Origin of the sequence: Novosphingobium chloroacetimidivorans (assembly GCF_014204535.1) — a bacterium.
In the GTDB taxonomy this organism is placed as follows: Bacteria; Pseudomonadota; Alphaproteobacteria; order Sphingomonadales; family Sphingomonadaceae; genus Novosphingobium; species Novosphingobium chloroacetimidivorans.
The window spans coordinates 164,951-187,604 of the sequence record NZ_JACHLR010000006.1; the positions used below are offsets into that span (position 1 = coordinate 164,951).

The window sequence follows — 22,654 nt, forward strand, 5'->3', positions numbered from 1 at the left end:
ATGCGCGAGGCGCTGGATCAATGGGACTTCGTTCTGGCCGCATATGCCGTCGGCGTGCTCGGGACGCTGGGCATGATCGCCTGGTCGTGGCTCTCCATGCGCCGTGCCGAGAAGCGCCGGGACGAAAGCCGCAAGCGCTGATGGCCGCGATCAAGGCCAAGCACCAGCGGCTCGTGCTGCTTGTGGTCGCGCTGGTCGTCGTTCTCTCGGCGGGCATCCTGGCGGCCTGGGCGCTCAAGAGCCAGGCGAGCTATTTCTATGTTCCAAGCGACATCGTTGCGGTGCCGCCCGTTGCGACGCGCACCGTGCGTCTGGGCGGCATGGTGGAGAAGGGCTCGCTCAAGACCGCGCCGGACGGCGTGACGATCCACTTCGTGGTGGGTGACGGCAAGGCGCGGGTTGCGGTCGAGTTCGCCGGGATCGTGCCCTCGCTGTTCGTCGAGGGATCGGGCGTGGTTGCAGAGGGTCGGATGCGACCCGATGGCGTCTTCAATGCCGACAATCTGCTCGCCAAGCATGACGAGAACTACGTACCTCGTGAAATGCAGCAGATGACCAAGGATCAGGCCAAGAAGGTCGTGGCCGAAACGCAATGACCGCCGAACTGGGCCTTGCTGCGCTCTGGCTGGCGGCTGCGCTGGCCTTGCTGCAACTGATGGCCGGCGCATTGGCGCTGACCGCCCGAGGCAGCGCCCTGGGCGGGATCGTGCGTCCGGTCGCAGTGGTGCAGGGGCTGCTGGCGCTGATCGCCTTCGTGGCGTTGATCTGTCTCTTCGCGGTGACCGACCTGTCGGTGAAGCTCGTCGCGCTGAACTCGCATTCGATGAAGCCGCTGGTGTTCAAGATCGCGGGTGCCTGGGGCAACCACGAGGGCTCGATGCTCTTGTGGGTGACCGTGATGGGCCTTGCCGGCGGCATCGTCGCGCTGGTGGAGCGGCGCCTGCCGGAGCGGACCATGCTCGCGACCTTGGCGGGGCAGGCTTTCGTCAGCCTGGGCTTCTACGCCTTCCTGCTGATCGCTTCCAATCCGTTCGAGCGGCTCGATCCGGCGCCGCTGGAGGGCAACGGCCTCAACCCGCTGCTGCAAGACCTCGGCCTCGCGTTCCATCCGCCGACGCTCTACCTTGGCTATGTCGGCCTCTCGATCGCCTTCAGCTTCGCGATCGGAGCCTTGGTGACGCGAGAGGTCGGTCCGGCCTTTGCGCGCGCGATGCGGCCGTGGGTGCTGGGGGCGTGGATATTCCTGACGCTCGGCATCACCGCGGGCTCCTACTGGGCCTACTACGAGCTGGGCTGGGGTGGCTGGTGGTTCTGGGATCCGGTCGAGAACGCCTCGCTCATGCCGTGGTTGGCCGCGACGGCCTTGCTGCACTCGGCCGGCGTGCTGGCGGCCCGCAACGCCCTGCGCGCCTGGACGGTGATGCTGGGCGTGGTCGCGTTCTCGATGTCGATGGTCGGCACCTTCCTGGTCCGCTCGGGCATCCTCACGAGCGTGCACGCCTTTGCCGTCGACCCGGAGCGGGGCAGCTTCATCCTCGCGCTTCTGGCGATCAACATCGGCGGCGCATTGACGTTGTTCGGACTGCGCGCGAGCACCGTGACCGAAGGCGAGCGCTTTGCCGTCGTCAGCCGCGAAGGCGCGCTGGTGATCAACAACGTGCTGCTCTGCGCCATTCTCGGCATCGTGCTGTTCGGCACGCTCTATCCGCTCGTGGCGGAGGCGATGGGCGCCAAGGTCTCCGTCGGCCCTCCTTACTTCAACCCTATGGGGGCTCTGTTCTTCGTGCCCATGCTGCTCGTGCTCGCGGTCGGTCCGCTGCTGCGATGGCGGCGCGATAGTGTGGAGCGGTTCGGCAAGCGGCTGCTGATCCCGGCTCTGGTGACCGGCTTCGCCGCCGTGGCCGCGCTGGTGGTCGGCGGGATCGCACTGCTGCCGTTCCTCGGCCTGGTGCTCGGGCTCGGGCTGGCGGTGGCAAGCGTGCTCCCACTGCGCGACCGCAACTTGCGCCGCACGCCGCTGCCGATCTGGGGCATGGTGCTGGCCCACTTCGGCGTGGCCGTCGCGCTGCTCGGGATGGCGAGCGAGAGCGCCTGGTCGGTCGAGCGGCTGGTCGCCCTGCGAGCCGGCGAGAGCACCAGCGTCGGACCGTGGCGCGTGCGCCTCGCCGATGTCGAACCGGTCGCCGGACCCAATTGGACGGCGCTCGAGGGCAAGCTGGAGGTGCGTTACGGTGGCGGCGCAGAGCAGGTGCTCCGGCCACAGGCGCGCAGCTTCTGGACGCCGCCGCAGCAGACCAGCGAATCGGCGCTGCTGACGCGCTGGAACGGGCAGCTCTACGCCGTTCTCGGCGAGCAAGCTTCCGGCGATCGCTGGCAAGTGCGGCTCTGGTGGAAGCCGTTCGTCACGCTGATCTGGCTGGGCGGCATCCTGATCGCGCTTGGCGGCGTGCTCGCGGTGATCGGGCATGTCGCCAGCGACTTGCGCCGCATCGTCGCGCGCGGGAAGATCGCCTACCGTCGCGAGAGGCAAGGCCGATGAGCGCCTCACCGCGATCCCGCAGCTGGACGATCTGGCTGCCGCTGGCGCTCTTCCTCGCCTTCATCGCGCTGGTCGCGATCGGGCTGTTCCGGCCGGCCGATCGCAACGTGGCAAGCACGCTGATCGAGCGCCCTCTGCCCGAGTTCGTACTGCCAGGATCGCTCCCCGGCACGCCGGGCCTGCGCAGCGCCGAGCTCAAGGACGGCAGGCCGCGGCTCCTCAACATCTTCGCCAGCTGGTGCATTCCCTGCCGGGTCGAAGCGCCACAGCTGGCCGAACTGAAGCGCTCGGGCGCGATCGTCGAAGGCATCTCGGTGCGCGATCGGCCCGAGGCGGTCCAGGCGTTCCTGGCCGAGCACGGCAATCCGTTCACCCGCATCGGCGCGGACAATGCCGGCAGCGTGCAACTGGCGCTCGGCTCGTCGGGCGTGCCCGAGACTTACGTGATCGATGGCCGGGGCCGCATCCGCTACCAGCACATCGGCGAGATCAGGCCCGAGCATGTGGCCATGCTGCTCGGCAAGCTGGAGGCTGCACGGTGAATCGGTCGCTCTCCACCCCCTTATCGTCGAGCGTTGCCGAAACTCTCTGGCACCGCGCCCAAGTGTCTCGACGGCGCTCGACACGAACGGGGCTGGGGGCGTGCCTGCTGGCCTTTCTGGTGCTCGCGCTCTTCGCCTTTCCTGTCGTTGCGCAGGAAATGGAGTCCACCGCGCCTTACGCGTACCGCCAGCTCGACGAGGCGGCGAAGGAGGCCAAAGCCCAGTCGCTCATGCAGACGCTGCGCTGCCTGCAATGCCAGGGCCAGTCGATCGCCGATTCCGATGCGCCGATTGCGGGCTCGATGCGCTCGTTGGTGCGCGAACGCATCGCCGCCGGTGAGGAGCCGGAGGCGATCCGCGCCTGGCTGATCGAGCGCTATGGCGACTACGTCAGCTACGCGCCGCGGGTCACCGGGCTGACCTGGCCGCTGTTCGCGCTGCCGCTGGTCCTGGTCGCGCTCGCCGCGTTCCTGCTTCGGCATCGCTTCCGCCGGGGCGAGCGGCCGTGACCTGGATCATCGCTCTGGTGCTGGCGCTTGCCGCCTTCCTGCTTGCCGTCGTCGTGTTGCGCGCCCCGCGGCGGGGCTGGGAGGCGATCGCGGCCGCGCTGCTGCTCGGTGTTGCCGGATATGCGTTTCAGGCGAAGCCCGTGCCCGCTGCTCCCACGGCCGCGCGCGAGCAAGTGACGGGCGATCCGGCGGCTCTGGTCAAGGCACGCGCACGAGTCACCAACAGCGGCATCCCGCCGACGGACCGCTGGGTCGTCGTTGCCGATGCGCTGGCACGCAACGGGCAGTTCGCTGCGGCCGCCGAGATGCTGCGCGCCGCGACGGACGAGGACCCCAAGAACGCCGAGGCCTGGCTGGCGATGGGCAATGCGCTTGTCGCCCATGCCGATGGTCAGCTTACCCCGGCAGCGCTGACGGCGTTTCAACGTGCCGCCAAGGCCGAGCCGGAACATCCCGGACCGCCCTATTTCCTCGGTCTCGCGCTGGCGCAGTCCGGACGCTTCGTGGAAGCGCGTGAGTTGTGGCGACGTCTGCTCGACGAGACGCCACCCGATGCGCCATGGCATGACGACCTGCAGGTCAAGCTGCGCCGCCTGGACATGTTGATGTCGGCGCAACAAACCGGCGGAGAGCCGCGTTGAGACGCGTTGCTAGGCGTAAGTCATGCTGCTAACGGCCGCGCATGCCGCAGATGCGAGATGGTGCTCGAACGTGATGACGGGGCGCACGCATGGATGATGCATCGCGGGGTTCCGCCGGCTCCGGCTCGCGTCCCGAGGGCACGCAAGACGGAACCGCTATCGTAGATCCGCTTCCCGGTCTCGGCGAACCGCTCGCCCAAGGTTCTCACAGCCATGGCGGCGGCCTGGGCAAGCTGGCGCTCGGCGCGATTGGCGTCGTCTTCGGCGATATCGGTACCAGTCCGATCTATGCCTTCCGCGAGACCTTCGTCGGCCCGCACCCGCTCGCCATCGACGAGCTGCATATCCTGGGCGTCGTCAGCCTGATCTTCTGGTCGATGACGCTGGTCGTTTCGGTCCAGTACGTCGGCATACTGATGCGCGCCGACAACAAGGGGCAGGGCGGCAGCCTGGCTCTCGTCGCGCTGATCTCGGGCAAGCTGAGGAACACGCAGGCGTCGGGCCTCGTGGTGCTCCTGGGCGTGTTCGCGACGGCACTGTTCTACGGCGACAGCATGATCACCCCGGCGGTCTCGGTACTCTCCGCGGTCGAGGGCCTGACTGTGGTCGAGGCCCGCCTGACGCCGCTGGTCCTGCCGATCGCCCTCGTGCTGCTGATCGCGCTATTCCTCATCCAGAAGAGCGGCACGGCCAAGGTCGGCGCGCTGTTCGCGCCGGTGATGATCGTCTACTTCATCGTGCTGGCCGTGCTGGGCGTCTATCACCTCGTTCAGCTGCCGCATGTGCTGCTGGCGCTCAATCCCTGGTACGCGGTGCAGTTCTTCCTGACGGACAAGCTGCTGGCGTTCCTGGCGCTCGGATCGGTGGTGCTGGCCGTGACCGGCTCGGAGGCGCTCTACTCGGACATGGGCCACTTCGGCCGGGGACCCATGCGGATCAGCTGGTTCAGCTTCGTCATGCCTTGCCTGCTGCTGAACTACTTCGGCCAGGCGGCGATGATCCTGGGCCTGGATGATGCCGCTGCCGCCGAAGCCATGCGCAACCCGTTCTTCAATCTGGCGCCGGAGACGCTGCGCCTGCCTCTGGTGATCCTGGCGACCTGCGCCACCTTCATCGCCAGCCAGGCGGTGATCAGCGGCGCATTCTCGATCACGCACCAGGCGATGCAGTTGGGCTTCATCCCACGCCTGTCGACCCGCCACACCAGCGAGCACGAGGTGGGGCAGATCTACATCCCCTTCGTCAACTACGCGCTGATGTGGGGCGTGATCGTGCTGGTGCTGATCTTCCAGAACTCGTCCAACCTCGCCTCGGCCTATGGCATCGCGGTGACGGGCGCGATGCTGATCGACACATGCCTGATGACCGTGCTGTTCGTCGTCCTGTGGCGCTGGCCGTTGTGGCTGACGGTGCCCGTGGCCTTGGTCTTCTTCATCGTCGATGGCACCTACTTCGCCGCCAACGCCGCCAAGATCGCGGATGGGGGGTGGTTCCCGCTGCTGATCGGCTTCATCGCCTTCACGCTGCTGACGACCTGGAACAAGGGCCGCCTGCTGATGCGCCAGCGCATGACGGAGGCGGCGTTGCCGCTGAACGTTTTCGCCAAGAGCGCCCATGGCAGCGCGGCTCGCGTGCCGGGGACGGCGATCTTCATGGCCTCGACCAACATCGGCGTGCCGTCCGCGCTGCTGCACAACATCAAGCACAACAAGGTGCTGCACGAGCGCGTGGTCGTGTTGACGGTCGAAGTTCAGGACGTGCCCTGGGTGGAGCCGACCGAGCGCTTCTCGGTCACCAACCTGGGTGAGGGCTTCTACCGCCTGACGCTGCGCTATGGCTTCATGGAAGAGACAGACGTGCCCGCGGCACTGGCCCACACGGAGATCTGCGGCGGTCGGTTCGAGATGATGAAGACCAGCTTCTTCCTTTCGCGCCAGACGCTGCTGCCCTCCGCCAAGCCCGGCATGGCGATCTGGCGCGAGAAGCTGTTCGCCTGGATGATGCGCAATGCGGCCAGTGCGATGGAGTTCTTCCGCTTGCCGACGAACCGCGTCGTCGAGCTGGGCAGCCAGCTGGAAATCTAGGACTGGCTTGGCATCCCGCGTGAGGATGCCGCCAGGATGCGCTCTCCGGCTGCGTCACCCGGAGCTTGTCGCAGGGTGACGATGTTCGCGGCGCCAGAAGCGCCCTCCGGCTCGGCTCGCACGCTGCCCTTCCGGACGGGGCGCCTCGCCGCATCAACTCAGAACCATCGGGCCGCCAGTGCATTGCTCCAGCAAGATCTTGCGAGGAGCGCCGCGATGACCAAGTTCGGGTACAAGCTGATGACCGAGGAGCACGGGCCCAAGGCGCTCGTGACCAACACGATCAAGGCCGAAGAAGCCGGGTTCGACTTCGTCTCGATTTCCGACCACTTCCATCCCTGGCTCGAGGCGCAGGGACATGCGCCGTTCGCCTGGTCGGTGCTCGGCGCTATCGCCCATGCGACCGACACTATCGGCATCACCACGGGGCTGACCTGCCCGATCATCCGATACCATCCCGCGATCATCGCGCAGGCCGCGGCGACGATCGCGATCATGAGCGACAATCGCTTCAGCCTGGCGATCGGTGCGGGCGAGCGCTTGAACGAGCACGTCACCGGCGCGCTCTGGCCCTCGACCCCGATCCGCCACGAGATGGTGGGGGAGGCGATCGACATCTTCCGCCTGCTCTGGGACGGCAAAGTGCACAGCTACGAAGGCCAGTTCTTCGATCTGGACCATGCCCAGCTGTACGATGCGCCCGAGCAGCCGATCACGGTGACGCTGGGGGTGAGCGGACCCAAGTCGATCGAACTCGCGGCCGAGAAGGCGGACGGAATCATGGCGACCAGCCCCGAGAAGGAGCTGGTACAGGGCTATAAGGACGCGGCCGGTGGCGGTGGCCCGGTCTACGGCGAGGTGGTGCTGGCCTGGGCAAACAGCGAGGAAGAAGGCCGCAAGACCGCGCACGAGCGGTTCCGCTTCAGCGCCTTCGATTGGTCGGTGAACTCCGAACTGCGCGACGTGGCCGGCTTCGAGGCGGCGACCAAGTACGTGCGGCCCGAAGACCTCAAGGACACGATCCCGGCCGGACCCGATCCGCAGGTCCATCTGCAGGCGATCCAGAAGTACCTGGACGCGGGCTTCGATCACCTCGTGCTGGCGTGTCCTGGCGACGACCAGGCCGGTTTCATCCGCTTCGTCGAGCAGGAACTGCTGCCCAAGCTGCGGTAGTGCCCGATCAATTGCCCGCAAGCGCGTCTCGTAAGCACCCAAACCACGTCGCCCCGGACTTGATCCGGGGCCCCGCTTCCTTGGCCAAGGTCGCAAGAAGAAGCGGGATCTCGGGTCAAGCCCGGGATGACGAACGTGGGTAGCATTCTGAATTTAAATACGGAACGCGGGTGCTACTGATCCACCGGCGTGTTCTCGACCAGTTCCTCGGTCTTGTCCTCACCCATCCCGTGCCGCAGCACCATCGGGATCTGCGAGAAGGTGAACAGGAACGACAGCCCGGTGAACAGCCATAGCTTGGCCTGCAGCCAGCCGCCGAAGGTCAGCACCTGGCGCAGCACTTCGTTCAGCCCGGCGAGGAACACGAAGAACACCGCCCAGTTGCGCGAAAGCTTCAGCCAGCCCGCATCGTCCAGCCCCTCGAACGCGGACTGCAGCAGGTAGCGCAGCATCGCCTTGCCCTTCAGCAGCCCGCCGAACAGCACCGCGGCGAATAGCAGGTAGACGGCGGTGGGCTTGATCTGGATCCAGAACGGGTCGTTGAAGAACACCGTCAGCGCGCCGAAGCCCAGGATCAGCGTGGTCGAGAGCCAGACCATCGGCGAGACGTGCCCCAGCCGCCACTTCGAGACGATCAGCGCCAGGATCGTCGCGATCATGAATGCGACGGTTCCCTTGGTAACGGCCAGCACGATGCCCACGGAATTCTCGTCGTCCGCCGGAGAGAAGTAGCGGTAGGTCAGGAAGAAGACGAGCAGCGGGCCGAAGTCCACCACCAGGTTGATCCACGAGCTCCGCGGCTTCTCGACTTGCGTGTCAGCCATATCAGGCGATCCCCGCGATGACCCGCGCCAGCAGGTCGGGATTGAAAGGGCGCAAGTCGTCGATCCGCTCGCCAACTCCGATGGCGTGGATCGGCAAGCCGTATTGCTCGGCCGCCGCGACGAGGACCCCGCCGCGTGCAGTGCCATCGAGTTTGGTCATGATCAGGCCGGAGACGCCGGCCACTTCCTTGAAGATCTCGATCTGCGACAAGGCGTTTTGTCCGTTGGTGGCGTCCAGCACCAGCACCACGTCGTGCGGCGCTTCCGGGTTCAAGCGGCCAAGCACGCGGCGGATCTTGGCGAGTTCGTCCATCAGCTCACGCTTGTTCTGGAGGCGTCCGGCCGTGTCGACGATGAGCGCGTCGATGCCGGTATCGGTCGCCGCCTTGACCGCATCGAACACCACGCTGGCGGGGTCACCGCCTTCGGGGCCCGTGATGATCGGCACGCCGACCCGGTCGGCCCAGACGCGCAGCTGGCCGATGGCGGCAGCACGGAAGGTGTCTCCGGCCGCCAGCATGACCGAATAGTCCTGCTCCTGGAACAAGTGCGCCAGCTTGGCGATCGTCGTGGTCTTGCCCGAACCATTGACGCCGATCACCAGGATCACCTGGGGGCGGGGGAAGGCGACCACGTCCAGCGGCTTGGCGACGGGGCGCAGGATCTCCGCGATCTCGCGCGCGACCACTTCCATGATGGCACGCTCGTCGGCATCGCGCTCGAAGCGCTCGTCGGCCAGGCGTGCACGGATGCGGGCGGCGGCACGTGGGCCGAGGTCCGACATGATCAGCGCGTCTTCGAGATCGTCGAGCTGGTGGTCGTCGAGGCGGGTCTTGCCGACGATGCCCGAGAGGTTCTCGGTCAGCCGCTCCGACGTCTTGCGAAAGCCGCCGAACAACCGATTCGACCAGCCGTCGTCCTGGACTTCACCGGCAGGTGTATCGGTACTCATTCCAGCATTCCTTCGACGACCCTGCACGGAGTCAGGCTGAGCAGCGTGCCGGCTGGCGTGCCCGAGGGCAGCCGCACCGGCGCGAACTCGCGCGAATGGCCGGTTTGCCCGCGCTCGGCAAGGACCGAAATCGGCCTGCCGACAAGGCCGGCGAGCCAACGCGCACGCTGCTCGGCAACGGCAACGCGAAGATCGGCGGCGCGCGCGCGGGCGAGGACGGGCGGCACCTGCGGCATACGCGCGGCGGGCGTGCCCGGACGTGGCGAATAGGCGAAGACGTGGCCGTGCACGATGGCGAGCTCGGCAACGATCGCCATGCTTTGCGCGTGCATCGCCTCGGTCTCGGTCGGGAAGCCGGCGATGAGGTCGGCGCCGATGGCAAGGTCGGTTCGGCGCGCACGCAGCCGCTCGACGAGGCGGAGGGCATCGGCGCGCGAGTGGCGGCGCTTCATGCGCTTGAGGATCATGTCGTCGCCCGACTGCAGCGAGAGATGCAGGTGCGGCATCATCCGCGCCTCGCCGGCGATGAGGTCGAACAAGGCGTCGTCGATCTCGGCTCCATCGACCGATGACAGGCGCAGGCGGGGGAGGGCGCCGAAGCGGGCCAGGATGGCCTCGCACACGCTGCCAAGGCGCGGCGTGTCGGGCAGGTCGGCACCCCAAGAGGTCAGATCGACGCCGGTGAGCACGATCTCCTGCACGCCGGCATTTATGTGCAGCGCGACATCCTCGAGGACATCCGCGATCGCGCGCGATCGGCTGGCGCCGCGACCTCGGGGAATTACGCAAAAGGTACAGGCATGGTCGCAGCCGTTCTGCACCTGGACGAAGCCGCGCGTGTAGCCGGTCGGCCTTGGGATTTGGGCAGGCGCAGGCAGGTTCCAGGCGCGCGGGTCGAGCTTGGCGGAGTTGGCGATCAGGCCGTCGACTTCAGGCATGCGCGCCAGGACCTCGCGCTCGACTTCGGCCGCGCAGCCGGTCACCAGCAGGCGTGCGTCCGGCCGCGCGCGCCGGGCACGACGGATCGCCTGGCGAGTCTGGCGGACGGCTTCCGCCGTCACGGCGCAGGAGTTGATGACGACCAGATCGTCGGCACCGGCGAGAAGCCCGCGCATCTGCTCGCTCTCGGCCAGGTTTAGCCGGCAGCCAAGCGAATGGACTTCGACTGTCACCCCGCGAATCTCACCCGGCAGTCCCGAACTCGAACAAGCCGTAGGCGGCGGCATCGAAGTCGCCCCGGAAACTCTCGGCAGCAGGCCCTGTCATGACGATCTCGCCATCCTCGCGCCACTCGATTGAGAGCGCGCCGCCGGGAAGCTTCACGGTGACCTTCCGGTCGACCAGCCCCCGCCGCATCGCGCCGATCGCGGTGGCGCAGGCGCCGGTGCCGCAAGCGCGGGTCAGGCCCGCGCCGCGCTCCCACACGCGCAGGCGGATCGCCTGGCGCGAGACGATGGTGGCGACGTTGACGTTGATCCGTTCGGGGAAGAGCTGATCATTCTCGATCTCCGGTCCGAGCCGGGCAAGGTCGACCGCCGCGGTATCGGGCACGAAGAAGATCGCGTGGGGATTGCCGACGTTGACCGCGATCGGGTCTGCCAGCTCTTCCCAAGCGACCGGCATGGCATGCGTATCCATCGGGTAGGCGAGCGGGATCTCGTCCCAGACGAAGCGAGGATGGCCCATCTCCACCGCGATGCCGGTCTGCGCCGGGCTGGCGGCGATCACGCCGCCAAGGGTCTCGATCCGCGCGGCACTGCCGTGCAGCAGCCCCACCGCGCGCGTGGCATTGCCGCAGGCCTCGACTTCGCTGCCGTCGGCATTGAAGATGCGCATGCGGAAGTCGGCCATGGACGAGGGTTCCAGCAGCACCAGCTGGTCGCAGCCGATGCCGGTGTGGCGATCGGCAATGGCCGCGGCGGCAACGGCGTCGATCTCGGGGATCGGCGCGTCGCGCGCGTCGAGCACGACGAAGTCGTTGCCCAGGCCGTGCATCTTGGTGAAGGCGATCCGCATGGCTGGCGATCTAGGCCTTGTGGGTAGAGCCGTAAAGTGCACCTGACGGCGCGTGTTGCCACCAACTCGTCATCCCCGCGCACGCGGGGATCCCGCTTGTGCTTGCACCGGTGTGGCAACGCATGAAGCGGGGCCCCCGCCTTCGCGGGGGCGACGGGGCATGTGGACGGCTCGCCGCGCCCTCAGCCCTTCAGGCCGATCTCGCGCAGCCGCTCCTGCAGGTAGCCGTCGGCGGTGATGCTCTCCGGATAGCGATCCGGGTTATCGGCCGACACGCACTCAGGCAGCGTCCTGATCTCGAAGTCGCTGCGGGGATGGAGGAAGAACGGCATGGAATAGCGGCTGTAGCCCGCCCGCTCGCCCGAGGGATTGCGCACGCGGTGCGTGGTGGATGGCAGCACGTGGTTGGTCAGCCGCTGCAGCATGTCGCCGATGTTGACCACGAGCGCGCCTGGCGGGGGTGCGATCGACAGCCAGCGACCGTCCTTGCCGAGCAGTTCCAGCCCCGCTTCTTCGGCGCCGAGCAGCAGGGTGATGAGGTTGATGTCCTCGTGCGCGCCGGCGCGGATGGCGCCGCCCGACTCGGGACCGACCGGCGGATAATGCAGCAGGCGCAGCACTGAGTTTCCATCCTCGACGGCGGCATCGAACCAATGTTCGTCTAGGCCCAGATCGAGCGCGATGGCCGAGAGGATGCGTGCGCCGGCACGGTCGAACTCGACATAGAGTGTCTCGAAAACCTCGCGGAACGCCTTGGGTTGTTCGGGCCAGACATTGGGCGCCATGGTTGCGCTCAGCGGATGGCCAGCTGGCAAGTCGCGACCGACGTGCCAGAATTCCTTGAGGTCTTTCTCGGTCGCGCCCTTGGCCACTTCGGTGCGGAACGGGGTATAGCCGCGCGCGCCGCCCGTGCCGGGAATGAAGCCGCGCATCTTCTGCTCGGTCGGCTGCGCGAACAGCTCGGCGGTAAGGCGCCAGGCTTCGTCGATCAGAGCGAGGTCGATACCGTGATCGCGCACCAACGCGAAGCCGAAGGTTCGGAAGCTGCGACCGATCTCGGTGGAAAGCGCCCGCGGTTCTTCGGCCAGGCTGAGGATGGGGATTTCGGCGATGTCCATGTGTGCGATCCGCTGCGAATGGGCTAGTTGCGCTTCCTCTAGTCGAATTCATGAGGCGATGCATGTCCAAGAGCCACGGGGCAAAGAGCTACTGGCTGATGAAGTCCGAACCGGACGCCTACAGCTGGGATGACCTGGTGGCCGAGGGCGAGGGCACCTGGGACGGCGTGCGCAATCACCGCGCCGCCAACAACCTGCGCGCGATGCAGGTAGGCGACGAGGCGTTCTTCTATCACTCCAACATCGGCAAGGAGATCGTCGGCGTCGTCAGCATCAGCGAGTCGGGCCTGGCCGATCCGAGCGACCCGGAAGGCAAGTGGGCGGCGGTGAAGGTGAAGCCGGTGAGGAAGCTGAAACGCCCGGTAACCCTGAAGGAAATCAAGGCCGATCCCGCGCTGGCGGATATGGAGCTGGTGAAGCTTTCGCGTCTGTCGGTGGCTTCTGTGACTGCAAAGGAGTGGGCGTACCTGCTCGATATGGCGGACGAGGCTTCGAACGGGTGATTACAGGTTGATACAACGTCGCTGCGGAACTTAGCCCAGATCAAGTCGTTTTCTGATCAAAGGCGCACAACAGGGTGCACCTTCGCCAAGAGGAGACAAACCATGGGTGAACTCACCGACAAGGCCAAGGGCCTCGCCAACGAAGCCATCGGCAACGTCAAGCAGGCTGTAGCCGGCAAGGACAATCCTGGCCTGGACGCAGAAGGCAAGGCGCAGGAGCGCAAGGGCGAGGCTCAGCAGCTCAAGGGCGGCGTCAAGGGCGCGCTCGGAGACAAGATCTAAGCTTTCGCGCTAGATCGAACGGAGAGGCCGCCTTCGGGCGGCCTTTTTCGTTTGGGGCAGGCTTCAAGTCCCAGGGCCTTAGGTTCATCGAAGCTTGGATTTGCCGACGAGCGCGATCGTTCCCTGTATCCGCAGCTCGAGTGGCCGACGTCCCATTCCGGGCCGCCGCTTTCCCAGCCTCTGGCATGCTTGGTAACGATTTCTTAAGCATGTGGCATGAAGCCGCATTCGCTCCGCCGTGCTCTGGTGCTCACCTCCGAACAGGCGCGCCATCCCTATCGCCGGTCGCTACCGCCGCACGTGTTCCGGCCTTTTCCGGACGAGCCGGAGGCACCCCGCGACCGCTCGCTGCGCGAGGTCTTCGACGAGGATTGGCGCAGCCTGGTCTCGACCTACTGCGCCACCTTCATCGTGGTGACGACGTTCCTGGCGTGAGTCAGGCCGGCGCTGCCGCCCGTTCGGCGCGCAGCAGGACGTAGCCGAACCAGGCCGGCAGCAGGCAGCATCCCGCCACCACCAGCAATTGCTTGACCACTGCCAGGCCGATGAGGCTGAGCAGTCCGGCGAACAGCGCGCCCACGACCATCGCGCCCGAGTTGACGATGTTGTTCGCCGCGATCGTGCGAGCGGTCTGCGACTTCTCGACGAAGGTGGTCAGGAATGCGTAGAGCGGCACCACGAACATGCCGCCCGATACGGCGATCCCCAGCAATGTCAGCAGCAGCATCGGCGCAAGCGGATGGGCGATGAAGGTCGGCACGTCCATCATCGTGCTGCTGGCGCGCCAATCGCTGCAGATAGCCTCGAAGGCGATCAGGAACGCGCCCATGGCGATCACCGATATCGGCGAGTAGCGGGCCGAAACCGTGCCCTTCAGCAGGGCGTTGATCGACACCGAGCCGATCGCCACGCCGACCGAGAAGATCACCAGGAACAGGCTGGCCACTTCCTTGCTGGCGCTCAGTACGTTCTTTGCGAGCGGTGTGAACTGCACGAACAGGATGGTGCAGATCGCCCAGAAGATGCTGATGGCCACGATCGCCAGGAACACGCGGCGGTCATGCACGGTGTGGCTGATGAGCTTGTAGGAAGAGCGGAACACGTTGAAGTCGATGGGCTCTACCTTGCCCTGCGCTGGTGCCGAGGGCACGAACCGTGCAGTGACGAAGCCGATCAGCGCCACGATAATGACGCCCAGCGCCGCCCAGTGCACGCCGATCCAGCCCGCCACGATAGTCCCCGCAAGCACCGCCATGTACGTGCCGGCCTCGACCAGGCCGGTGCCGGCAAGCACTTCGTTCTCGTGCAGGTGCTGCGGGAGGATCGCGTACTTGATCGGGCCGAAGAACGTGGAATGCACACCCATCGCGAACAGCGCGAGCAGCATCAGCGGGATCGAGAGCGAGCCGATCGCCACGCCTTGCCAGGCCAGCAGCAGGCCTGCGCCGCCAACGGCCATGATGCCGATCTCGCACGCCTTGACGATGCGAATGATGCGGGCCTTGTCACGCATGTCGGCCAGCTGCCCCGCCAGGGCGGAGAGCAGGAAGAACGGCGTCACGAACACGCCGGAGGCGACGGCGCTGAACCACATCTCGGCCGTCTCGGAATTGTAGACCGAGTAGACGACGAAGAACACCATGGCGTTCTTGAACAGGTTGTCGTTGAACGCACCCAGCAGCTGGGTAACGAAGAGCGGCAGGAAGCGGCGCGCCCGGATAAGCTGGGTCGATGTCGTCATGCGTCCTGCGCTGCGCCTACCAATGCTGCGCGACACTTAGTGGCATAGCGCCTGCGGGCAAGCCCCCCTTGCAGTGGCATGACTATTTTAGGCCGCCGCTTCCCCGATCCGCGCGCAGCCTCTAAGGGCATTGCTGCATGCTGACCCTGCCGAATCTGCTGACGCTCTCGCGCATCTTCGCGGTACCGCTGCTCGCGTTCCTGCTGTGGTGGCCCAAGTGGGAGGGCGGCTATGCCATGGCCTTCGCGCTCTACTGCCTGATGGGCATCACCGACTACTTTGACGGCTACCTCGCGCGGTCGAGCGGTGCGGTGTCGCGGCTGGGCGTGTTCCTGGATCCTATCGCCGACAAGATCATGGTCGCGGCCGTGATCCTGGTCCTGACGGCGCAAGGGATCCTCACCGGACCTTATGTCGGCGACATGCACGTCATCGCCGGCCTGATCATCCTGGTGCGGGAGATCGCCGTCTCGGGCCTGCGCGAATTCCTGGGTGGATTGCAGGTCTCGATGCCGGTCAGTCGGCTGGCGAAGTGGAAGACGACGTTCCAGCTTGTCTCGCTGGGTGCGCTGATCCTGGGGCATGCCATGCCCTGGTGGAACGTCGACCTTGGCGCGATCGTCGTCAACGTGCCGCATACCGTTGGTCTGACGACGCTCTGGGCCGCGGCGGTGCTGACGCTGGTGACCGGTTGGGATTACCTGAGGGTCGGCCTCAAGCACATGGATTGAGGCCGGCTCAGCCGGCTCGCAACTCGTCCGCGAGCATGCGGAATTCGTCCGAGCGGGGGGAATTGCGGCGCCACACCAAGGCGATCTCTCGATTCGCGTTGGGTGAGTGCAGGGGTTTCGCGACCACGTTGGTGCCGTTGAGGATGCCGGCGTCGAGCGCCATTTCGGGCAGCATCGTCAGTCCCAGGCCATTGTCTACCATCTGCACCAGCGTGTGCAGCGAAGTGCCGATCATCGTCGCCGAGGCCCGCAGCTCGGGGCGGTTGCAGGCGGCGAGGGCGTGGTCCTTCAGGCAGTGCCCGTCTTCCAGCATCAGCAGGCGATGTTCGTCGATCAGTTCGGGCTCGATCTCGGCAGGGATGTTGCGCGGATCGTCCTTGGGGAAGGCCACGAAGAAGGCGTCGAGCTCGATCGTCTCCTTTTCCACTTCGCCCGTCGCATAGGGCAGGGCGAGCAGCACGCAGTCGGCGCGGCCGTGGTGGAGCGATTCTATGGCGGCGGCGCTCGGCTCCTCGCGCAGGAACAGCTTCAGGTTCGGCCGTTCGCGGCGCAGGCGCGGCAGCATGCGGGGCAGCAGGAACGGCGCGATCGTCGGGATCACGCTCATCCGCAGCTCTCCGGCCAGTGGCTTGCCGCTCGACTGGATGAGGTCCGACAGCTCTTCCGTTTCGCGCAGGATCCGGTGGGCTTTCTCCACCACCGCGTTGCCCAGCGGCGTAAAGCGCACGGCGCGCTTGGTACGCTCGACCAGAGTGACGCCCAGCAGCGCCTCCAGATCGCGCAGGCCGGCCGACAGCGTCGACTGCGACACGAAGCTTGCGTCCGCGGCGCGGCCGAAGTGGCCATGCTCGTGGAGCGAGACGAGGTACTGGAGCTGCTTGAGGGTGGGCTGATAGACGGTCACGGCGAGAGGCTATGCACGCAGTGCGCCAGTGCGCCAAGTGGTATAGACCCTACCCTGCGAAGGGAGGACCGGAAGTCATTCCGGCGCCGGCTCCACCGTATCATCCACGTGAGTCATCTTCAGCCGGCCGTCCACCACCGCGAACGCAAGCTTGCCCTCGACGAGATCGAGCGCATCCTTGCCGAAGGTCTTGAATCGCCAGCCTTCCAGCATCGCCAGGTTCTTGCGCACACCGGCAGCGAGCAGCTCCAGTTCCTCGCTGCGGGCGAGCAGGCGCGAGGCGACGTCGATTTCGCGCGCGCGGATCTTGAGCAGCAGCTTGAGCAGGTCGGCAACCAGCGAGCCTTCCTTGCCGAGCGGTGCGCCCCTTGGCGCGCGCGGCGGCAGCTCGTCCTCCGGCAGCGGCTCGGACGCGGCGAGCGCCTGCATCAGCCGCTTGCCGATTTCGTTGTCCTTCCACCCCTGCGACAGGCCGCGCACCTTGGCGAGATCGGACTGGGTCTTGGGTGGATGACTGGCAAGATCCGCCAGCGTCTCGTCGCGGACGATGCGCCCGCGGGGAATGTTCTTGCCCCGCGCTTCGTGCTCGCGCCAGGCTGCCAGTGCCTTGAGCCGGCCGAGCACGCCGGCGTTGCGGCCCGCCGCCTTGATCCGCTTCCAGGCGATCGTGGGATCGTTCCGGTAGTTCTCGGGATCGGCGAGCTTCTCCATTTCCTGGTCGAGCCATTCGCCCCGATCGGTTTTGATCAGGCGCTTGAGCATCCTGGGGAATATCTTGGCGAGGTGGGTGACGTCGCCGATCGCATACTCGATCTGCCGTTCGGTGAGGGGGCGACGCGACCAGTCGGTGAAACGCGCGCCCTTGTCGATCGTCAGGCCCAGCCACGATTCGACCAGGTTCGAGTAGCCGATCTGCTCCGACTGGCTGATCGCCATCTGCGCGATCTGGGTATCGAAGATCGGATGTGGCGTGCGGTTGGTGAAGTTGTAGATGATCTCCACATCCTGCCCGCCGGCGTGGAAGACCTTAAGCACGTCCTCGTTGCCGGTCAGCAGGTCCCACAAGGGTTGGAGATCGAGATCGGGCGCCAGCGGATCGATCGCCGCGGCTTCCTGGGTGTCCGCGATCTGAACCAGGCAGAGCTCAGGCCAGTACGTGTTCTCTCGCATGAACTCGGTGTCGACTGCGACAAAGTCCGACTTCGCCAGGCGCTCGCACAAGGCGGCCAGGTCTTCGCTTTTCGTAATCAACGGGTGAATTTGCATGACCCGAGCCGCGTTACGCTCAACGCTGCGTGCAATCAACGGCGCTTGTTCGGTGATCGACCTGTAATACCGCGGGCTCGGTGGACCTCGCCGGCGATCAGCGGCGCAGAAGACGCTGCAGCAGCGTTTTCCTCGGCTGCTCCGCGTCCATCCGTGCAAGCACTTCGGGCGTTATCAAGCGACGGCGCAGCGCCGCTCCGCTGGGTGCGCTCGCGGCGGTGGCGAACTTCAACTGGCCGAAGCTGTCGATGACGTAATCGCCGGATTCGATCTCCGGGGCATATGCTTCAGCAAGGTCGAGAGCGGGGACGAAATCCCCGGTGTCGAGCGGCTTCATGTTGTACCTTCTTGTCTTTGCGACCCTTTTCGGGAGCAGGAGCGATAAGCGGCAAATGGTTACGACGCGGTTACTCGACGTCGCTGCTGGAAATCGGCCGCGCTCTGCACTAGGGGCGACGGCTTGCCATCCAGACGATCCGAAGAAGAGCCATGACCCACCCCTATCGTACCCACACCTGCGGCGCCCTGACGGCCGCCGCGACCGGTCACACGGTCCGCCTTTCGGGCTGGGTCCACCGCAAGCGCGATCATGGCGGCGTGCTTTTCGTCGATCTTCGCGATCACTATGGCATCACCCAGGTCGTGGCCGACAGCGACAGCCCGGCGCTTCCGCTGCTGGAAGCGGTGCGCCTGGAAAGCGTGATCACCATCGAGGGCGAGGTGAAAGCCCGCAACGCCGCGACCGTGAACCCCAACCTCGCGACCGGCGAGATCGAGGTGTTCGCCCGTGCCGTCACCGTGCTCAGCCGCGCCGAGGAGCTGCCGATGCCGGTCGCCGGCGAGCAGGAGTACCCGGAGGACATTCGCCTCAAGTATCGCTTCCTCGACCTGCGCCGCGAGACGCTGCACGCCAACATCGTCACCCGCACCAAGATCATCCGCGACATGCGCAACCGCATGGAAGAGGCTGGCTTCACCGAGTATTCGACACCGATCCTGACGGCTTCCTCGCCGGAGGGCGCGCGCGACTTCCTGGTGCCAAGCCGCATTCATCCCGGCAAGTTCTACGCGCTGCCCCAGGCGCCGCAGCAGTACAAGCAGCTGCTGATGGTCGCAGGGTTCGACCGCTATTTCCAGATCGCGCCCTGCTTCCGCGACGAGGACCCGCGCGCCGACCGCCTGCCGGGCGAATTCTACCAGCTCGACCTGGAGATGAGCTTCGTCACGCAGGAGGAAGTCTGGGAGACGATGGAGCCGGTGATCGGCCAGGTCTTCGAGGCGTTCGCTCAAGGCAAGAGCGTGACCCCGGTCGGCCAGTTCCGCCGCATCCCGCACGCTCAGGCGATGCTCGACTACGGCAGCGACAAGCCGGACTTGCGCAACCCGTTGATCATCCGCGACGTCTCTTCCGAGTTCACGCAGTCCGGCTTTGGCCTGTTCGAGAAGATCGTCGGCTCGGGCGGCGTCGTCCGCGCGATCCCCGCGCCGAACACCGCCGAGAAGAGCCGCAAGTTCTTCGACGAGATGAACGACTGGGCGCGTGCGGAAGGCCATGCGGGACTTGGCTATGTCACTCGGAAGGCCGGCGAGTTCGGCGGCCCGATCGCCAAGAACCATGGCCCTGAGAAGATGGCCGCGCTCTACGATACACTGGGCCTCGGTCCCGACGACGGGCTGTTCTTCGCAGCCGGCAAGGAAGAGCAGGCGGGCAAGCTGGCGGGTCTTGCCCGCACTCGCGTCGCCGACACGCTCGGCCTGATCGACAAGGATCGCTTCGAGCTTGCCTGGATCGTCGATTTCCCGTTCTACGAGTGGGACGAGGACAACAAGAAGGTCGATTTCGCGCACAACCCGTTCTCGATGCCGCAGGGCGGGATGGAAGCGCTCGAGGGCAGCGATCCGCTGAGCATCAAGGCGTTCCAGTACGATCTCGTCTGCAACGGCTACGAGATCGCCTCCGGTTCGATCCGCAACCAGAGCCCGGAGCTGATGGTCAAGGCGTTCGAGCTGGTCGGCCTCTCCAAGGCGGATGTCGAGGAGCGCTTCGGCGGCCTCTACCGCGCGTTCCAGTACGGCGCCCCGCCGCACGGCGGCATGGCCGCGGGCGTCGATCGCATCGTCATGCTGCTGTGCGGCGTGCAGAACCTGCGCGAGATCAGCCTGTTCCCGATGAACCAGCGCGCCGAGGACCTGCTGATGGGGGCGCCGACACCGGCCGAGCCCAAGCAGCTGCGCGAACTGCACATGCGCGTGGTCGAGCCGGTCAAGCCCGCCGCTGTCTCGACCAGCAAGCTGGTCGCGCCGGACGCGGGGTAGTCTTTTCGGGGCCGCACCCGCCCTGGGCGCAGGGCCGCAATGCCATTGATGGATGAAGCTCATGTCTCTCACGAACTTGCTGGTGCCGACGTTCACGCAGATGCTCGGCGCGCTGTCGGGCTGGCTCGACAAGGCACGCTCGCAGCTGCCGGACGCAGAGGCGGAGGCGCTGCTGAAAGCGCGGCTGGCGCCCGACATGTTTCCTCTGTCCACACAGGTGCGCTTCGCTTGCGTGCAGGCGATGGAGGCCGCGCACAGGCTTCGGGGTCTGGATTTCCCGCCGACGATTGCCGAGCTCCTGGCGGAGGGCCGTAGCGGGGAGGGTCAACCAGGAACCCTTGCCGACGCCCAGGCCCGCATTGCGCAGACGATCGCCTTCTTGAGTGACCTTGCGCCCGATGCGCTGGATGTCGATCCGGACAGCCCGATCGCCCATGCGCTGCCGATCGGCATGGTGTTCGACCTGACGGCGCAGCAGTATGCGCGCGACTGGGCGCTTGGTCAGTTCTACTTCCACGTCATGACGGCCTACGCGATCTTGCGGAATGCGGGCGTCAGCATCGGCAAGGCGGACTACATTCCGCACATGCTGCCCTATCTGCGCCAGGCACCCGATCAAGCCTGAGCACGCAGGCGCGGGTCTTTGCGAGTGGGCTCTTGCGCCACTCGTGCCGACCCGCCACATGAACCGAACATTGCCGCAAGACTTGCCAGCACGCCGCACGGCCATTAGGGCGGCTGGCAGATATCCAACCTCCGCTTCTCAAGGGGTCAATACATGAGCGATACCGCCGATCGGGTTAAGAAGATCGTCGTCGAACACCTGGGTGTCGAGGCTGACAAGGTTACCGAGGACGCCAGCTTCATCGACGATCTGGGCGCGGACAGCCTCGACATCGTCGAGCTGGTGATGGCCTTCGAAGAGGAATTCGGCGTCGAGATCCCCGACGATGCGGCTGAGAAGATCAGCACCGTGTCCGACGCGATCAAGTACATCGAAGAGAACAAGGGCTGATCGCCCGCGTCTGACCTCCGGGCCGTCGCCGGCAACTGCCGTGAGCGGCAGCGGGGAATTCTACTATCGGCAGGCTCGGCTCCCTTGGGGGGTTGAGCCTGTTGCGTTTTACCGGCCCGCGAGATTTTCAGGGTCATGTTCGACTTACCGGAGAGTTGCATGCGTCGCGTCGTCGTAACCGGCCTTGGTCTCGTCACTCCGTTGGGAGCTGACGTCGAAACCGTCTGGGCCAACATCCTGGCTGGCAAGTCCGGCGCCGGGCCGATCACGAAGTTCGACGCCTCGGATCAGAAGTGCCGCATCGCCTGCGAGGTGAAGCCGGCCGACCACGAGTACGGGTTCGACCCCAACAAGCGCGTCGACCACAAGGTGCAGCGCCAGGTCGATCCTTTCATCATCTACGGCATCGACGCGGCCGGCCAGGCCATCGAGGACGCCGGCCTCACCGACATGGACGAGTCGACCCGGCTGATGGCCGGCTGTTCGATCGGCTCGGGCATCGGCGGTTTGCCAGGCATCGAGAGCGAGTCGCTGGTGCTGGCCAACAAGGGCCCGGCACGCGTCAGCCCGCACTTCGTACACGGGCGCCTGATCAACCTGATCTCGGGCCAGGTCTCCATCAAGTACGGCTTGATGGGGCCGAACCACGCGGTGGTGACCGCCTGCTCGACCGGCGCGCACTCGATCGGCGACGCTGCGCGCATGATCAAGGACGGGGACGCCGACATCATGCTGGCGGGCGGTGCAGAAGGCACGGTCTGTCCGATCGGCATCGCCGGCTTCGCGCAGGCGCGGGCATTGTCCACGAACTTCAACGACGAGCCCGAGAAGGCCAGCCGTCCGTACGACCAGGCCCGCGACGGCTTCGTCATGGGCGAGGGCGCCGGCGTCGTCGTGCTGGAAGAGTACGAGCATGCCAAGGCGCGCGGTGCGAAGATCTATGCCGAGGTCATCGGCTATGGTCTGTCGGGCGATGCCTACCATGTCACCGCGCCACACCCGGAAGGTTCGGGCGCGTACCGCTCGATGGCCATGGCGCTGAAGAAGGCGGGCCTGACGCCCGACGACATCGACTACATCAACGCCCACGGCACCTCGACCCCGCTTGGCGACGAGCTGGAACTGGGTGCGGTGCGCCGCTTGTTCGGCGATGCCATCGGCAAGGTCTCGATGAGCTCGACCAAGTCGGCGATCGGACACTTGCTGGGCGGCGCCGGCGCGGTCGAATCGATCTTCTGCATCCTGGCCCTGCGCGATCAGATCGTGCCGCCTACGCTGAACCTCGATAACCCGAGCGAGAGCTGCCTGGGCGTCGACCTCGTGCCGCACACGGCCAAGAAGCGCGAAGTCCGCGCGGTGCTGAACAACAGCTTCGGCTTTGGCGGCACCAACGCCAGCCTGATCATGCGCAAGGCGGATTGAGGACCTTGCGCGCGGGTGTTCTCCTGTCCTCCCCGGCGCGGGGAGGGGGACCGCTCGCGCAGCGAGTGGTGGGGGG

At 66.1% G+C, this 22,654-nt stretch carries 25 protein-coding genes; 16 read left to right on the plus strand and 9 right to left on the minus strand.

Going from position 1 to position 22,654, the window contains the following annotated elements; translation table 11 throughout:
• The 8 genes from HNO88_RS09195 (at position 1) to HNO88_RS09230 (ending at position 7,488) form a co-directional block, all read left to right on the plus strand.
• Positions 1–141: a hypothetical protein gene (locus HNO88_RS09195; protein ID WP_184244319.1), complete on the plus strand. Its 141-nt coding sequence runs from the start codon at positions 1–3 to the stop codon at positions 139–141.
• Positions 141–596 carry a cytochrome c maturation protein CcmE gene (gene ccmE, locus HNO88_RS09200; RefSeq protein WP_184244321.1) on the plus strand — a complete coding sequence of 152 codons (456 nt, stop codon included), beginning with the start codon at positions 141–143 and terminating at the stop codon, positions 594–596. The genes HNO88_RS09195 and ccmE overlap by 1 nt, the downstream gene beginning before the upstream one ends.
• Positions 593–2,539 (plus strand): heme lyase CcmF/NrfE family subunit, encoded by a 1,947-nt coding sequence (locus HNO88_RS09205; RefSeq protein ID WP_184244323.1) that lies wholly within the window; start codon positions 593–595, stop codon positions 2,537–2,539. Before ccmE ends, HNO88_RS09205 begins: the two co-directional genes overlap by 4 nt.
• The gene (locus tag HNO88_RS09210; RefSeq protein WP_184244325.1) at positions 2,536–3,081 is read left to right on the plus strand and encodes a DsbE family thiol:disulfide interchange protein; all 546 of its coding nucleotides are present in this window, start codon (positions 2,536–2,538) and stop codon (positions 3,079–3,081) included. Before HNO88_RS09205 ends, HNO88_RS09210 begins: the two co-directional genes overlap by 4 nt.
• Positions 3,082–3,239: 158 nt before the next feature.
• The gene (locus HNO88_RS09215) at positions 3,240–3,590 is read left to right on the plus strand and encodes a cytochrome c-type biogenesis protein (RefSeq protein WP_184244420.1); all 351 of its coding nucleotides are present in this window, start codon (positions 3,240–3,242) and stop codon (positions 3,588–3,590) included.
• The gene (locus tag HNO88_RS09220) at positions 3,587–4,231 is read left to right on the plus strand and encodes a tetratricopeptide repeat protein (protein ID WP_184244327.1); all 645 of its coding nucleotides are present in this window, start codon (positions 3,587–3,589) and stop codon (positions 4,229–4,231) included. The genes HNO88_RS09215 and HNO88_RS09220 overlap by 4 nt, the downstream gene beginning before the upstream one ends.
• Before the next feature lie 89 nt (positions 4,232–4,320).
• Positions 4,321–6,315 carry a potassium transporter Kup gene (locus HNO88_RS09225; protein WP_184244329.1) on the plus strand — a complete coding sequence of 665 codons (1,995 nt, stop codon included), beginning with the start codon at positions 4,321–4,323 and terminating at the stop codon, positions 6,313–6,315.
• A gap of 216 nt (positions 6,316–6,531) precedes the next feature.
• Positions 6,532–7,488 carry a TIGR03557 family F420-dependent LLM class oxidoreductase gene (locus HNO88_RS09230; RefSeq protein ID WP_184244331.1) on the plus strand — a complete coding sequence of 319 codons (957 nt, stop codon included), beginning with the start codon at positions 6,532–6,534 and terminating at the stop codon, positions 7,486–7,488.
• 173 nt (positions 7,489–7,661) lie between these two features.
• Here HNO88_RS09230 and HNO88_RS09235 read toward each other — a convergent pair whose 3' ends face one another.
• From HNO88_RS09235 to HNO88_RS09255, 5 genes are all read right to left on the minus strand, one after another.
• Complete coding sequence (locus HNO88_RS09235; RefSeq protein ID WP_184244333.1) at positions 7,662–8,312, minus strand: inner membrane-spanning protein YciB; 651 nt, start codon at positions 8,310–8,312, stop codon at positions 7,662–7,664.
• A gap of 1 nt (position 8,313) precedes the next feature.
• Positions 8,314–9,264 carry a signal recognition particle-docking protein FtsY gene (gene ftsY / locus HNO88_RS09240; RefSeq protein WP_184244335.1) on the minus strand — a complete coding sequence of 317 codons (951 nt, stop codon included), beginning with the start codon at positions 9,262–9,264 and terminating at the stop codon, positions 8,314–8,316.
• On the minus strand, positions 9,261–10,436 hold the full coding sequence (locus HNO88_RS09245) for a MiaB/RimO family radical SAM methylthiotransferase (RefSeq protein ID WP_184244337.1): 1,176 nt from the start codon (positions 10,434–10,436) through the stop codon (positions 9,261–9,263). Before HNO88_RS09245 ends, ftsY begins: the two co-directional genes overlap by 4 nt.
• A gap of 10 nt (positions 10,437–10,446) precedes the next feature.
• The gene (gene dapF / locus HNO88_RS09250) at positions 10,447–11,280 is read right to left on the minus strand and encodes a diaminopimelate epimerase (protein ID WP_184244339.1); all 834 of its coding nucleotides are present in this window, start codon (positions 11,278–11,280) and stop codon (positions 10,447–10,449) included.
• Positions 11,281–11,462: 182 nt separating this feature from the next.
• Entirely contained in the window at positions 11,463–12,398 is a 936-nt protein-coding gene (locus HNO88_RS09255) for an isopenicillin N synthase family dioxygenase (protein ID WP_184244341.1), read from the minus strand.
• Positions 12,399–12,460: 62 nt separating this feature from the next.
• Between HNO88_RS09255 and HNO88_RS09260 the strand changes: the two genes are divergently transcribed.
• From HNO88_RS09260 to HNO88_RS09270, 3 genes are all read left to right on the plus strand, one after another.
• Positions 12,461–12,901, plus strand: a complete 441-nt coding sequence (locus HNO88_RS09260; protein WP_184244343.1) for an EVE domain-containing protein — start codon at positions 12,461–12,463, stop codon at positions 12,899–12,901.
• Positions 12,902–13,003: 102 nt separating this feature from the next.
• A complete protein-coding gene (locus tag HNO88_RS09265; RefSeq protein WP_184244345.1) occupies positions 13,004–13,183 on the plus strand; it encodes a CsbD family protein in 180 nt (59 codons plus the stop codon).
• Between the two features lie 216 nt (positions 13,184–13,399).
• Positions 13,400–13,618: a hypothetical protein gene (locus HNO88_RS09270; protein WP_184244347.1), complete on the plus strand. Its 219-nt coding sequence runs from the start codon at positions 13,400–13,402 to the stop codon at positions 13,616–13,618.
• A 1-nt stretch (position 13,619) separates the two neighbouring features.
• On the opposite strand, the gene HNO88_RS09275 is transcribed toward HNO88_RS09270, so the two are convergent.
• Entirely contained in the window at positions 13,620–14,924 is a 1,305-nt protein-coding gene (locus HNO88_RS09275; protein WP_184244349.1) for an MFS transporter, read from the minus strand.
• Between the two features lie 137 nt (positions 14,925–15,061).
• On the opposite strand from HNO88_RS09275, the gene pgsA reads away from it, so the two are divergent.
• Positions 15,062–15,655: a CDP-diacylglycerol--glycerol-3-phosphate 3-phosphatidyltransferase gene (pgsA, locus tag HNO88_RS09280; protein WP_184244350.1), complete on the plus strand. Its 594-nt coding sequence runs from the start codon at positions 15,062–15,064 to the stop codon at positions 15,653–15,655.
• Between the two features lie 7 nt (positions 15,656–15,662).
• On the opposite strand, the gene HNO88_RS09285 is transcribed toward pgsA, so the two are convergent.
• From HNO88_RS09285 to HNO88_RS09295, 3 genes are all read right to left on the minus strand, one after another.
• Positions 15,663–16,559 (minus strand): hydrogen peroxide-inducible genes activator, encoded by an 897-nt coding sequence (locus HNO88_RS09285; protein WP_184244353.1) that lies wholly within the window; start codon positions 16,557–16,559, stop codon positions 15,663–15,665.
• A 75-nt stretch (positions 16,560–16,634) separates the two neighbouring features.
• On the minus strand, positions 16,635–17,825 hold the full coding sequence (gene rnd, locus HNO88_RS09290) for a ribonuclease D (RefSeq protein WP_184244355.1): 1,191 nt from the start codon (positions 17,823–17,825) through the stop codon (positions 16,635–16,637).
• 97 nt (positions 17,826–17,922) lie between these two features.
• Positions 17,923–18,162 carry a hypothetical protein gene (locus HNO88_RS09295; protein ID WP_184244357.1) on the minus strand — a complete coding sequence of 80 codons (240 nt, stop codon included), beginning with the start codon at positions 18,160–18,162 and terminating at the stop codon, positions 17,923–17,925.
• 152 nt (positions 18,163–18,314) lie between these two features.
• On the opposite strand from HNO88_RS09295, the gene aspS reads away from it, so the two are divergent.
• From aspS to fabF, 4 genes are all read left to right on the plus strand, one after another.
• Positions 18,315–20,141: an aspartate--tRNA ligase gene (gene aspS / locus HNO88_RS09300; protein WP_184244359.1), complete on the plus strand. Its 1,827-nt coding sequence runs from the start codon at positions 18,315–18,317 to the stop codon at positions 20,139–20,141.
• A gap of 61 nt (positions 20,142–20,202) precedes the next feature.
• The gene (locus HNO88_RS09305) at positions 20,203–20,766 is read left to right on the plus strand and encodes a DUF1993 domain-containing protein (RefSeq protein WP_184244361.1); all 564 of its coding nucleotides are present in this window, start codon (positions 20,203–20,205) and stop codon (positions 20,764–20,766) included.
• Between the two features lie 153 nt (positions 20,767–20,919).
• Positions 20,920–21,156 carry an acyl carrier protein gene (locus HNO88_RS09310; RefSeq protein WP_039282540.1) on the plus strand — a complete coding sequence of 79 codons (237 nt, stop codon included), beginning with the start codon at positions 20,920–20,922 and terminating at the stop codon, positions 21,154–21,156.
• Between the two features lie 159 nt (positions 21,157–21,315).
• Positions 21,316–22,578 carry a beta-ketoacyl-ACP synthase II gene (gene fabF, locus HNO88_RS09315; RefSeq protein WP_184244363.1) on the plus strand — a complete coding sequence of 421 codons (1,263 nt, stop codon included), beginning with the start codon at positions 21,316–21,318 and terminating at the stop codon, positions 22,576–22,578.
• Positions 22,579–22,654 lie beyond the last annotated feature (76 nt).

What these genes read in the sequence shown, in the direction of transcription:
- HNO88_RS09195 (WP_184244319.1), top strand. Translation starts at nt 1, where the DNA reads ATGCGCGAGGCGCTGGATCAATGGGACTTCGTTCTGGCCGCATATGCC.
- ccmE (WP_184244321.1), top strand. Translation starts at nt 141, where the DNA reads ATGGCCGCGATCAAGGCCAAGCACCAGCGGCTCGTGCTGCTTGTGGTC.
- HNO88_RS09205 (WP_184244323.1), top strand. Translation starts at nt 593, where the DNA reads ATGACCGCCGAACTGGGCCTTGCTGCGCTCTGGCTGGCGGCTGCGCTG.
- HNO88_RS09210 (WP_184244325.1), top strand. Translation starts at nt 2,536, where the DNA reads ATGAGCGCCTCACCGCGATCCCGCAGCTGGACGATCTGGCTGCCGCTG.
- HNO88_RS09215 (WP_184244420.1), top strand. Translation starts at nt 3,240, where the DNA reads ATGGAGTCCACCGCGCCTTACGCGTACCGCCAGCTCGACGAGGCGGCG.
- HNO88_RS09225 (WP_184244329.1), top strand. Translation starts at nt 4,321, where the DNA reads ATGGATGATGCATCGCGGGGTTCCGCCGGCTCCGGCTCGCGTCCCGAG.
- HNO88_RS09230 (WP_184244331.1), top strand. Translation starts at nt 6,532, where the DNA reads ATGACCAAGTTCGGGTACAAGCTGATGACCGAGGAGCACGGGCCCAAG.
- HNO88_RS09235 (WP_184244333.1), bottom strand. Translation starts at nt 8,312, where the DNA reads ATGGCTGACACGCAAGTCGAGAAGCCGCGGAGCTCGTGGATCAACCTG.
- ftsY (WP_184244335.1), bottom strand. Translation starts at nt 9,264, where the DNA reads ATGAGTACCGATACACCTGCCGGTGAAGTCCAGGACGACGGCTGGTCG.
- dapF (WP_184244339.1), bottom strand. Translation starts at nt 11,280, where the DNA reads ATGCGGATCGCCTTCACCAAGATGCACGGCCTGGGCAACGACTTCGTC.
- HNO88_RS09255 (WP_184244341.1), bottom strand. Translation starts at nt 12,398, where the DNA reads ATGGACATCGCCGAAATCCCCATCCTCAGCCTGGCCGAAGAACCGCGG.
- HNO88_RS09260 (WP_184244343.1), top strand. Translation starts at nt 12,461, where the DNA reads ATGTCCAAGAGCCACGGGGCAAAGAGCTACTGGCTGATGAAGTCCGAA.
- HNO88_RS09265 (WP_184244345.1), top strand. Translation starts at nt 13,004, where the DNA reads ATGGGTGAACTCACCGACAAGGCCAAGGGCCTCGCCAACGAAGCCATC.
- HNO88_RS09270 (WP_184244347.1), top strand. Translation starts at nt 13,400, where the DNA reads ATGAAGCCGCATTCGCTCCGCCGTGCTCTGGTGCTCACCTCCGAACAG.
- HNO88_RS09275 (WP_184244349.1), bottom strand. Translation starts at nt 14,924, where the DNA reads ATGACGACATCGACCCAGCTTATCCGGGCGCGCCGCTTCCTGCCGCTC.
- pgsA (WP_184244350.1), top strand. Translation starts at nt 15,062, where the DNA reads ATGCTGACCCTGCCGAATCTGCTGACGCTCTCGCGCATCTTCGCGGTA.
- rnd (WP_184244355.1), bottom strand. Translation starts at nt 17,825, where the DNA reads ATGCAAATTCACCCGTTGATTACGAAAAGCGAAGACCTGGCCGCCTTG.
- HNO88_RS09295 (WP_184244357.1), bottom strand. Translation starts at nt 18,162, where the DNA reads ATGAAGCCGCTCGACACCGGGGATTTCGTCCCCGCTCTCGACCTTGCT.
- aspS (WP_184244359.1), top strand. Translation starts at nt 18,315, where the DNA reads ATGACCCACCCCTATCGTACCCACACCTGCGGCGCCCTGACGGCCGCC.
- HNO88_RS09305 (WP_184244361.1), top strand. Translation starts at nt 20,203, where the DNA reads ATGTCTCTCACGAACTTGCTGGTGCCGACGTTCACGCAGATGCTCGGC.
- HNO88_RS09310 (WP_039282540.1), top strand. Translation starts at nt 20,920, where the DNA reads ATGAGCGATACCGCCGATCGGGTTAAGAAGATCGTCGTCGAACACCTG.
- fabF (WP_184244363.1), top strand. Translation starts at nt 21,316, where the DNA reads ATGCGTCGCGTCGTCGTAACCGGCCTTGGTCTCGTCACTCCGTTGGGA.